Origin of the sequence: Mongoliibacter ruber (assembly GCF_003003005.1) — a bacterium.
Classification (GTDB): Bacteria; Bacteroidota; Bacteroidia; order Cytophagales; family Cyclobacteriaceae; genus Mongoliibacter; species Mongoliibacter ruber.
Genome location: NZ_PVTR01000006.1, coordinates 141,979 through 153,118, shown reverse-complemented (window position 1 = coordinate 153,118; position 11,140 = coordinate 141,979). Strand labels below are relative to the sequence as shown.

Here is an 11,140-nt window from a genome sequence, read left to right as displayed (position 1 = left end):
TCCGCTACACATTTTCTTATTAGTTTGAATGGAGGTTATTATGAAAGTTATTTTTTCTAACCTCCATTTGTTTTTATATCCAAATTGTTTCTTAACATTGATTAAACAATCTTTCATTATTATCATTTGTTTAGTATGGGTAGAGGGTTAATCTTTTTTTTGATTCTGGTTTTGGCGACATCTAATCTTATAGCCCAAGAAGAGGATCGTGCAAATGAGTCCGAGAAATCAGAATATTTTGAAGAGTACCCAGGGCTTTTGAGTTCCCGTCTTTACACTTCTAGAAAATACACCTCCTTGATGGTGAAAGATGGTGTTACAAGGGTTTTTGAGCCTAATTCTACCCTCAATCTTGGCGTAGGCGCCACTTATAATGACTTTACATTGAATCTTGCTTTAGGGTTTGGGTTTATGAATCCAGGAAGACAAGATGTGACTACCACCTATTTAGATTTACAAGCGCATGCCTATCCGAAGAATTGGATTTTTGATTTGTTCGGACAGTTTTATACCGGATACAGGGTTCAGGGCAGTACATTAAGCTCTCCTAATGTGGATGAAAACTTCTTGGCACCTGATCTTAGGCTCAGGAAGATAGGAGCCAATGTCCAAAGACTATTGAATGGAGAAAACCTGTCTTTAAATGCTGCTTTTCAGCAAAGTGCATGGCAGAAAAGGTCAGCTGGAAGTTTTATGGCAGGTTTTGAGATGTATGGGGGTAGGGTACTGCAAAGAGGCGAGGAAAATTTGATATTTGATGATATCCCTTTTTTGACAGGACAGCCATTTATCAGTTATTTTCAACTTGGGCCAAATGTCGGTTATGCTGGCACCCTAGTTTTGTTCAAGCATTTTTTCATTACAGGGGTAGCCTCCATCAATTATAATTTTGGATACTCTTCTTTTGAAAATGACAATGATCCGGTATTTAATTGGGGCTTTAGCCATAATTATTTCTTAAGAGGTTTTGTTGGCTATAATTCTGCTAAATGGTCAATCAATACCAACTATGTGCACAATAATATTGGGCTTGTGGATATAGGTGATGCAAGTGTCAGGATTATGACTGGTAATTATCGAATCAATTTTATTTATAGGTTTCAGCCAGGTAAAAAGCTCAAACCTTATTTGGATTTTGCCAACCCAAAGACAATACTAGGAATGTAGAATTTGTCAGTTTGACACATTTTATGTCTGGATTTCATACCTTCCTTTTTAGAGATATTGTTAGATTTACGTTTAAGTATATCTGCATTTCTACGAGTAAGTAATAAAGACTATACAGATATCTCGTCCAAAATTGAATGCCTTTTCTCGTTGAGGTGCTGGATAACATAGGACGTTGTGCTAGAAACAATTATTATAATATACCTTTTTTAATACACTGGTATTGAGATAGGTAGTCATATTTACATTTTCATAATTCAAAAACCCAAATATTTATGTCTGATAAATTCGGTATTCAAGAGGCCTTAAAGAGACTTGATGTTCAACCTGAAAACCTAGGTACTTCTACTGGAGGCCAATGGCTCGATAGTGGAGGAGTTTTTATATCTTCATTTTCTCCTGCTGATGGTAAATTGATTGGTAAGGTTCAAGTAACTGGTAGAGATGAATATGAGGAAGTGATAGCCAAAGCAGGGGATGCATATCAAGTATGGCGGAAAATGCCAGCTCCCCAGCGTGGTGAGATAGTAAGACAAATCGGAAATGCTTTAAGAGAGCATAAAGAAGACCTGGGTAAGCTTGTTTCGTATGAAATGGGCAAGTCTTACCAAGAAGGTTTGGGCGAAGTACAAGAAATGATAGATATCTGTGACTTTGCAGTTGGATTGTCCAGACAGCTATATGGCCTTACCATGCATTCCGAAAGGCCTTCACATAGGATGTATGAACAATGGCATCCAATAGGAATAGTCGGGATTATTTCTGCGTTCAATTTTCCTGTGGCAGTTTGGTCATGGAATAGTATGATAGCCATGGTATGTGGGGATGTATGCGTGTGGAAACCTTCCGAGAAAGCACCGATTTCTGCAATTGCCTGCCAGCATATTATTTCAAAGGTTTTGAAAGACAACGATCTTCCTGAAGGGATTTCTTCTCTAATCAATGGAGATTATAAAGTAGGTGAGTTTTTAAGCAAAGATGCCAGAGTGCCGCTTGTTTCAGCTACAGGTTCTACCAGAATGGGTAAAATCGTCGCGCAAGAGGTTGCAGGCAGGCTTGGGAGATCATTGCTTGAACTTGGAGGGAACAATGCCATTATCATTACAGAAAATGCTGATATGGATATTGCCATAAGAGGTGCTTTGTTTGGTGCAGTTGGCACAGCGGGGCAGCGTTGTACAACTACAAGGAGATTGATAGTCCAAGACTCGGTGTATGATGAGGTCAAAAACAGGTTGGTTTCTGCTTATGGAAAATTGGTCATTGGGAATCCACTTGATGAAAAAAATCACGTGGGGCCATTGATCGATATGGATGCTGTACAAATGTATCTTTCTTCAATAGAAAAAGTAAAAGCAGAAGGAGGGAAGGAATTGGTAGCTGGAGGAGTATTACAAGGAGAGGGTTATGAGTCTGGATGTTACGTGAAGCCATGTATCATCGAAGCTGAAAATCACTTTGAAATGGTACAACATGAGACTTTTGCACCAATACTTTATCTTATGAGATATGATTCACTAGATCAAGCTATTGAGATGCAAAATGCAGTTCCCCAGGGGCTGTCCTCAGCAATCATGACGCTGAATATGCGTGAAGCAGAAGCATTTTTGTCAGCAGCAGGTTCAGATTGCGGCATTGCCAATGTCAATATTGGGACATCAGGAGCGGAGATAGGAGGAGCATTTGGAGGAGAAAAAGAAACTGGAGGAGGTAGAGAGTCCGGATCAGATGCGTGGAAAGCCTATATGCGTAGACAGACCAATACCATCAATTATAGTACGACATTGCCATTGGCTCAGGGAATCAAGTTTGATATATAGAAAAATATAAGGTTCATTTTCAGGGCGTTGAATTTAAGAGAGGTTATTTTTTGAGATTCAAATTTGTATCAAAAAAAATAACCTCTACATTTGCAATCCATTTGAGAAGCAAATGAAATCATTGCGGGAGTTTAGCTCAGTTGGTTCAGAGCATCTGCCTTACAAGCAGAGGGTCGGGGGTTCGAATCCCTCAACTCCCACAAAAATGTTACTTGATGAATTCTTTGATATGTTTCAAAACATACCGACTACAATCGGAAGATTCTGTTTTTAGGATCAATTTTTGAAAGATATTTGAAGTTTAGCTCAGTTGGTTCAAATTATTTCGACTTAAGGTCGGAAAGACCGTGGGTTCAAATTCAGTACGAGTAAAATTTGGGAGTTTAGCTCAGTTGGTTCAGAGCATTCCGACTTACGGTCGGAAGGTGTCGGGAGTTCGAGTTCAGAACAAATAAATAATGGGAGTTTAGCTCAGTTGGTTCAGAGCATCTGCCTTACAAGCAGAGGGTCGGGGGTTCGAATCCCTCAACTCCCACATACAAGCCTCAGACGAGGCTTTTTTTGATCAATCTATTTTTTATGGAAGCAATTGTTTACATACTGTATTCCAAATTTCTTGATAAATATTATGTAGGCCATACCACAGAAACCATTGAAGAAAGATTAAGAAAGCATCTAACTGCACATTCTGGCTTTACGTCTAAGGCGAAGGATTGGAAAATAATGTATCTGGAAAAGTATACAGATAAATCGCAAGCCTACAAAAGGGAGATTCAGATTAAAGGCTGGAAAAGCAAAAAAAGAATTCAAAATTTATTATCGAAACATTAATAGCTCAGATGGTTCAGAGCATCCCGCGCTTTGCAGCGGGAGGTGTCGGGGGTTCCCCCGAAAGCTTTCGGGGCTCAACTCCCACCAAGCCTCAGACGAGGCTTTTTTCGTTTTATGCATCTTGTAGGCCAACTTTTTTCTTTCCTTTTCGTGAATCAAATTTCAAAGTAATTGATTTAAAGAGTTTAAATTTCTGAAATGAGGAAATTATTGTTTTGGGGTTTATTTTTTATTTTCTTCTCTTGCAGTCCAAGAGGACACATCAAAGCCATCGAGAAAATTGAAGTTGAGCCATTCGTGGATTTAATTTTGTCAGAAATTATTTTGATAAATTTCCCTTCAAGAGAGTTGAGTCAAAAAGACTATAATTCTGTTTTAGAATCTATGAGAATAGCGGTTCAACAAAGAGGGTTTCATGAGATTTGGGATATTGATGAAAATGAGATGGAGCTCATAGCCAATGGTGTCAATGATTTTTCTCTAAAACGAAATATCCAGCGTTTGAATGATAATTTAGGAATTGGTTATTTTTTGGATATGGAAATCCTTAATAGAAAACCTTTTAAAATAAGTCCCTTGGTAACTCAATTACAATATAGGGAATTGACAGATCCATATTCAATGGGTGGACTAGGTTTAGGTTCAGAACATAATTTGTTGACAAGATATTCTCTTTATCAGACTGATGGAGCGATTTTGTTGGCTCAATTGGAGGTTTCCTCCCAGCATTTGGAAAATAATAGTTTAGATCCCAAGGTCATCCAAAAAGAAGTTGAAGCTCTTTTTCAGCATATCCTTATTAATGGAAATTGAAACTTTCCGGGAATTTGTTTTTGATTTAAATTGAACCTTTTCAAAAGATGGAACAAAAAGTCTTAAATATGGTTCTTCATTTTCTATACACTTGAGTTAGTCTCCATTTGATTTTCTTTTATAGTGAATACTGATCTATTTTTTATTTTACTTAAAAAAACAGTCAGATATTATTTTTCTTTTTTGCCTAATCTTAAAACAGATTTAAACTAAAACCTGCCTTTACCCATCTCCCTGGCATCTGCACAAATCCGGCTTCGATATAATCGGTATTGGTGATGTTGGACACTTCCACAAATAGTCCGAAGGTTTTAAGCCTGTTGTAATCAATCCTTGCATCCAGTAAGAAATATGGGTCTAGGGCTATCCTTTCTATATAGCGGCTTTTCAAGGTGAATTCTGCTCTTTGAAGAAACTCAGCCTGTATACCTGCTATAAACTGATTTCTTAAAGAGTTTAACGCAAATCTAGACTGCACACCTTCTTGTTGTACCAAGCCAGCATTGATGTAATTGTAACTCAAAGAAACCTCTTGTAGCTTTGCATTGGTGCCGCCAATGTTGACTGCGTATTTGATGGCTGTTTCTATTCCATTGAATGTCACCTCACTTACATTCCCTGGTGTCCATCGGTTTGGGTTAGGACTTTGATCGCTTGGGAGTCTTGTGTAATCGATCAAATTTTGAGTGTATCTATGGAAAAAGACTACTTCAGCTTTCAGTCGTGATTTTGATAATTTCCAGCCAAATTCATAATTCGTAGCCTCTTCTGGTGATAAGTTGGGAGTACTTGTATTGCTAGCGTCTTCATAGTAAAGTTCTGTATAGGATGGTATCCTATAACTGATTCCAAAATTCCCATAAAGGCGGTTGCTATTGTTTAATTGGAATCCTATTTCGGCACCAGGGAAATGTCTCCATCCATATTCACTATAGTAATTTGAATAAAGACCTGCCCTGATATCTGTTTTTTCACCCAGTTCGATTCTATGTTCTGCGAAAACACCTAAAAAATCTCTTGATCTTTGACCAAGATTATTGCTGTCTATACTTTCTTGTCTTCCTTCTACTCCAAAGCCTGTTGTTCCCCAATCTGATGTGTAGGCACTGTTTATTTCCAGTGCTACTACATCTGAAATATGGTTATTTGTAAAAAATTCTGGTTCATTTCTCCTCAGTCGGAATTCATCGATATTTCTTCTCCAATACGCTCTGGTTTGAATATACAAATTGTTGTGATCGAAAGTATGGCTAATGGAGGACAATAGTGTCTGAACACTTTCCCATTGGTCAGGAAATGCATCAGTATAGAAGCCATTTGCCCCAAACTCCCGATCTGTGAATCCAATCATCGTATTGAATTCGTGCTTATCATTGAATTCAATACCGGATTCATAAAATATATTGGTCACTTTGAAGTCACTGTTGTACTGATGTCCGTCTGATGCATCATGCGAAACAGATAGGGTTTGTCTGTAGTTTCCGATTGGAAGAGATGAAATGATGTGTCCACCCCTCATACCGAAATCACCACCAAATCCTTGGATCTGTAAGCTTTTGGTTTCAGGAAGGGTAGTGATGATGTTGATGGCTCCTGCATAAGCATTTTGCCCAAATATTCGAGACCCAGGGCCTTTCAACACTTCTATCCGTTGGATGGACTGCAAAGGAACAGGTATGTTCATCATATGGTGTCCTGTCTGAGGATCGCTAAGTTTGATTCCGTTCAGCAACATCAAGGTCTGTTCAAAGCTTCCCCCTCTAATCCCGATATTGGCTTGCACACCACTTACACCTCGCTGCCTTACATCTACCCCAGGAGTGAAGGAAAGCACTTCTTGTATGCTTCTGGCAGGTGTTGTTTCGATTTCTTTTCTTGAAATTACCGAAATATTCCTGGAGATTTTGTTAAACGGAATCCCTATCCGGTTTTCCATAATGATCACTTCTCCCAAGTCTACAGAGGTGCTGTCATTATCTTGATGTGCTTTTGCACCAATAATGAAAGAGATAAATAGAATCGCAGTAGAAAATATTTTCATATTTATTGTGGTTTATAGCATGGCAAGTTAATACCAATTCATTATTGAACACAAATCTCTGCTTTTTAAGAAAAATTTGGAAAATAGTTATCAGGGTCTTTTGAAAATGAATTTTTCTTTCAATTTCCATTCTTTATTTTAGCCCGCAGATACAAAATTAAAATTTATGAGAAGAATTAGTTTTGCAAGAATTTTTGCTGCAGTGATTTTAATCACATTTACTACGGGAGCATTCGGCCAGCAAGTTTTTGACAATAAAGATGAAGCTTTCACTGAATTTGGTTACAGGCAGGGTTCCGCCTACAGAACAGCTTCGGGTAAGCCAGGTCCTTCGTATTGGCAAAACCAGGCTGATTATATGATTGACGTGGCATTAGATGAGGAAAACCACACGATAAAAGGGAATATCGTGATCACGTATAAGAATAATAGTCCTGAAAATTTAGATTTTGTCTGGCTTTACTTGGAGCAAAATAGGTTTACCCCTGATTCAAGAGGTACACTTACTACTCCAGTCCAAGGAAATAGGTACAATGGAGACATTGATGGTGGATTCACCATTGAAAATCTCAAGGCGCAGGTTTCCGGTAGGAATAAACCTGTCTCCAATGACTATTTGATCAGTGACACCAGAATGAGAGTGACATTTGCCGAGCCAATTCCGGCCAACGGTGGGCAGGCCTCAGTCTCTATGGATTTTGAATATAAAATTCCCGAAAAAGGCATGGATAGAATGGGAAGGGTAAAAGTCAAAGATGGATTCATTTATGCTATGGCACAATGGTATCCGAAAGTGGCTGTTTTTGATGATGTGACGGGATGGAATACTGATCCATACTTGGGGGCCGGTGAGTTTTATTTGGGCTATGGGGATTTTGAATACAAGGTCACTGTTCCATTTGATCATATTGTAGTCGCATCAGGTGAATTGATGAATCCTGGTCAAGTATTGACTAAAGAGCAACAAAGAAGAATGAAAGAAGCATCAGAAAGTGATGAACGCGTTTACATCATTTCTCCTGATGAAATTACCGATTATGCTAACAACAGACCTAAGCAAGAAGGAACGCAGACTTGGCATTTTAAAATGAACAATACTCGGGATGTGGCATTTGCTTCTTCTAAGGCTTTTATCTGGGATGCGGCGAGGATCAACTTGCCAAGCGGAAAAAAAGCCATGGCACAATCAGTCTATCCAAAAGAAAGTGATGGAGATGAAGCATGGGGCAGGTCTACGGAGTATGGAAAAGCCTCAGTAGAACATTATTCGGAAATGTGGTACGAATACCCATATCCTGTGGCTGTAAATGTGGCAGCGGAAATCAATGGCATGGAGTATCCTGGGTTGAATTTTTGTAGCTTCAGGTCCAAAGGTGCTTCTTTGTGGGGTGTAACTGACCATGAATTTGGGCACAATTGGTTCCCGATGATTGTAGGTACCAATGAAAGAAGACATGCATGGATGGATGAGGGATTCAATACTTTTATCAATTATTACAGTTATCTGGCATTCAATGAGGGTGAGTACACCAACAACCTGATTCAAACCAGAAGGTACATCAACCAACTGACCAATAAAGACCGAGAACCGATTGCAACCCACCCAGACAGGACGCAATCCAACAACCTTGGGATGTCAGCTTACTTTAAGCCGGCACTTGGGATGATCATGCTTAGGGAGTATGTGATAGGACATGAGAGATTTGATAAAGCATTCAAGTCTTATATCAATACTTGGGCATATAAACATCCACAGCCTAATGACTTTTTCAATCATTTTGAAAATGCAGTTGGCGAAAACCTCGATTGGTATTGGAAAGGTTGGTTTTATAGTAATGCGACTATTGATATTGGTATAGATGGCGTATATCCATACGGTGCCAATTATGTGGTTTCACTATCCAATCATGGCGAAATGCCTATGCCGGTTTTGTTGGAAATCACTTATGAAGATGGTGAAAAAGAGCGTAGAATGCTTCCAGTGGAAATATGGTTTAAAGGCAATCAGTGGAATCATCTCCTGAGGGTGGATAAAAAGGTAGCCTCAATAGAAATAGATCCGGATAAAGTCATGGCGGATGTCAATTCTGCAAATGACAAATGGCCTTCTGCTATTTATGCAGATTGATGAATAAAAAAGGGCAGTTGAAATTTCAGCCGCCCTTTTTTATTAATATTCATCATTTATCTCTATCCAGTAGCCATCTGGGTCTTGGATATATATTTGTTGAATGCCATCAGGTCTGATATTAATCTCCCCTTCATTTCCTGGCCAATCACCAAATGTTACATCTAGTTTTTTAAGCTTTGATATAAAGGCCTCCATATCCGGGACGCTAAAGCAAATATGGTTGTTTTTATTGATGGTGATAGGTTCCCAAGGTGCTTGAATGATATGCATAGACAAGTTGTTGCCGATGTCGTACCATACATGGACCCCATCTTTAAAGGGCTCATCCAATTCTTTGAATTCAAAAACTTTTGAGTAAAAATCTGAACTTCTTTTGATGTCTTCCACATAGACTGCTATGTGGGTGATTTTTGCTTGCGCCATGGTGTTGAAATTAATTAGGGTAAATGTCAAAATTAGGCCAAATAAGAAAATAGTGTTTTTCATAGGTCTTAGGGTTATTGCTAGATAGCTAATATAAGAAATCCAAATCTCCCGACATCGTGTTTCTTGATTGTCGTAGATACTTAGGTATAAAAGGCATAAAAAAAGGGATTGGTCAGATGACCAATCCCTTTTTGCTTGTTATCTGCTAGAAGTTCTTTATTCTTTACGGCCGGCCAAAGCTATTTCTTTGGCTTCGTCAAATAAGTTTAATGCTTGAATAAAGGATTCATTGACAGTTTCATTAATGATTTTATAAAAAGCATTATCATCATATATGTTTCTGCCCATGTTTGCCTTGATCAGGATTTTTAGGTATTCTTTGGACTTATTGAAATCCTTCTCGTTGAATTTTACTTTATTTTTTTCTCCTACTTTAATTAAATCCTGCAACATATTCTCAGTGATCTGGAAGTTTTTATAATACTCTTCGAAAGACATGCCTTCAAATTTCTTTTTATTGTTGTCAAGGTAGTCGAGTATATATTCCCTAGATGCGTCAGAGTTCATAAGTCTGTTTACATAAGCACTTGCCATAGTCGTATCTAGCGGGACAAAGTAATCAGGCATGATTCCACCCCCACCGTATACAGTCCTACCACTGATTGTTTCATATTTAAGACTATCATTGAACTTGATGCTGTCAGCGGAGAAAAATTCCCCATGCTCCAAACGATAAGACCAATCGGCGCTATAATCCTCATCATCTCCATATGGTTTTTGGATGGATCTTCCGGAAGGGGTATAGTATCTGGCAATTGTCAATCTCAATTCTGCACCATCTGATAGGTCGATTGGCATTTGTACCAAGCCTTTACCGAAGGAGCGTCTCCCTACGATCAAGCCCCTGTCATTGTCCTGAACTGCCCCTGCAAGAATCTCTGATGCGGATGCACTGCCTTCATTGATCAATACGATAATCGTTCCGTCCTCAAATGTACCCGGTTTCACAGCATAGGCTTTTTGGTTATACCTACTCATTTTCCCTTCTTGGGATACTATCAATGCATTGTTGTCCAATATTTCATCAGCCATATTGATGGCTGCACCCATATATCCACCCGGATTACCCTGTAAATCAAGGATGAGTTTTTTCATACCCTGATCCTTAAGCTCTCTAAGAGCTTTTTTGAATTCCTCATGGGTGGTAGCCGCAAATCTAGTTACTTTGATGTATCCAATGTCATTGGTAGCCATGTAGGATGCATTGATGCTATATTGAGGTATTTTATCTCTGGTGACTTCATAAGTAAGAAGGTCCCTTTCATTTTTTCTTTTGATATCAATATTGACCTTACTGTTTTTAGGACCCCTTAAGAGGTCAAACACATCTCTATTGGTAATTCCTGTACCAGCTACATTTTTGCCGTCAACTTTGATGATCTGATCTCCAGATTGTATCCCTAACTTTTCAGAAGGACCGCCGGTCAAAGGGGCAACAACATAAATTGTGTCTCGGATGATACCGAATTCCACGCCAATGCCATCAAACTCTCCATCCAATTGAGATTTTGCCAGAGAAGCATCTTTGGCTGGTATATAGGAAGAATGTGGATCTAATTTTTCCAACATTTTCTGAATGCCATGTTCTACCAATTCGTTGGTGTTGACAGAATCCACATAATCTCTGTTGATATAGGTGATGATTTCCTGCAACTTATATAAAGCTGCTTTAAGATCATTGCGGTCTGATTTGGGTTCTGCAAATGTAGCTCCTATCCAAATGCCTGCTGAAATTGCAAGGGCTAATATCAATGGTAGCCTAATTTGCTGTTTGGTGTTTTTAATTTCGCTCACTGTATCCTCCGATTAATTTGATAAACTTATTCCTGTTGACTGTAGCCAAATATATAT

Annotated in this window: 8 protein-coding genes and 2 tRNA genes; 7 read left to right on the top strand and 3 right to left on the bottom strand. The window is 38.7% G+C overall.

Annotated features, from left to right (window positions below):
• Positions 1 to 135 precede the first annotated feature (135 nt).
• From CLW00_RS11365 to CLW00_RS11340, 6 genes are all read left to right on the top strand, one after another.
• Entirely contained in the window at positions 136 to 1,167 is a 1,032-nt protein-coding gene (locus tag CLW00_RS11365; RefSeq protein ID WP_106133805.1) for a DUF4421 domain-containing protein, read from the top strand.
• Positions 1,168 to 1,442: 275 nt separating this feature from the next.
• On the top strand, positions 1,443 to 2,987 hold the full coding sequence (amaB, locus tag CLW00_RS11360; protein WP_106133804.1) for an L-piperidine-6-carboxylate dehydrogenase: 1,545 nt from the start codon (positions 1,443 to 1,445) through the stop codon (positions 2,985 to 2,987).
• Between the two features lie 125 nt (positions 2,988 to 3,112).
• A tRNA-Val gene (locus CLW00_RS11355) sits at positions 3,113 to 3,187 on the top strand.
• A 260-nt stretch (positions 3,188 to 3,447) separates the two neighbouring features.
• A tRNA-Val gene (locus CLW00_RS11350) sits at positions 3,448 to 3,522 on the top strand.
• 44 nt (positions 3,523 to 3,566) lie between these two features.
• Entirely contained in the window at positions 3,567 to 3,818 is a 252-nt protein-coding gene (locus CLW00_RS11345) for a GIY-YIG nuclease family protein (protein ID WP_106133803.1), read from the top strand.
• A 198-nt stretch (positions 3,819 to 4,016) separates the two neighbouring features.
• Entirely contained in the window at positions 4,017 to 4,631 is a 615-nt protein-coding gene (locus tag CLW00_RS11340) for a hypothetical protein (RefSeq protein WP_106133802.1), read from the top strand.
• Positions 4,632 to 4,824: 193 nt separating this feature from the next.
• Here CLW00_RS11340 and CLW00_RS11335 read toward each other — a convergent pair whose 3' ends face one another.
• Positions 4,825 to 6,672 carry a TonB-dependent receptor plug domain-containing protein gene (locus CLW00_RS11335; RefSeq protein ID WP_106133801.1) on the bottom strand — a complete coding sequence of 616 codons (1,848 nt, stop codon included), beginning with the start codon at positions 6,670 to 6,672 and terminating at the stop codon, positions 4,825 to 4,827.
• A gap of 166 nt (positions 6,673 to 6,838) precedes the next feature.
• Between CLW00_RS11335 and CLW00_RS11330 the strand changes: the two genes are divergently transcribed.
• On the top strand, positions 6,839 to 8,800 hold the full coding sequence (locus CLW00_RS11330) for a M1 family metallopeptidase (protein WP_106133800.1): 1,962 nt from the start codon (positions 6,839 to 6,841) through the stop codon (positions 8,798 to 8,800).
• A 42-nt stretch (positions 8,801 to 8,842) separates the two neighbouring features.
• On the opposite strand, the gene CLW00_RS11325 is transcribed toward CLW00_RS11330, so the two are convergent.
• Together CLW00_RS11325 and CLW00_RS11320 are read right to left on the bottom strand one after the other, a co-directional pair.
• Positions 8,843 to 9,289: a VOC family protein gene (locus CLW00_RS11325; protein ID WP_106133799.1), complete on the bottom strand. Its 447-nt coding sequence runs from the start codon at positions 9,287 to 9,289 to the stop codon at positions 8,843 to 8,845.
• 156 nt (positions 9,290 to 9,445) lie between these two features.
• Positions 9,446 to 11,083, bottom strand: a complete 1,638-nt coding sequence (locus CLW00_RS11320) for a S41 family peptidase (protein ID WP_106133798.1) — start codon at positions 11,081 to 11,083, stop codon at positions 9,446 to 9,448.
• Positions 11,084 to 11,140 lie beyond the last annotated feature (57 nt).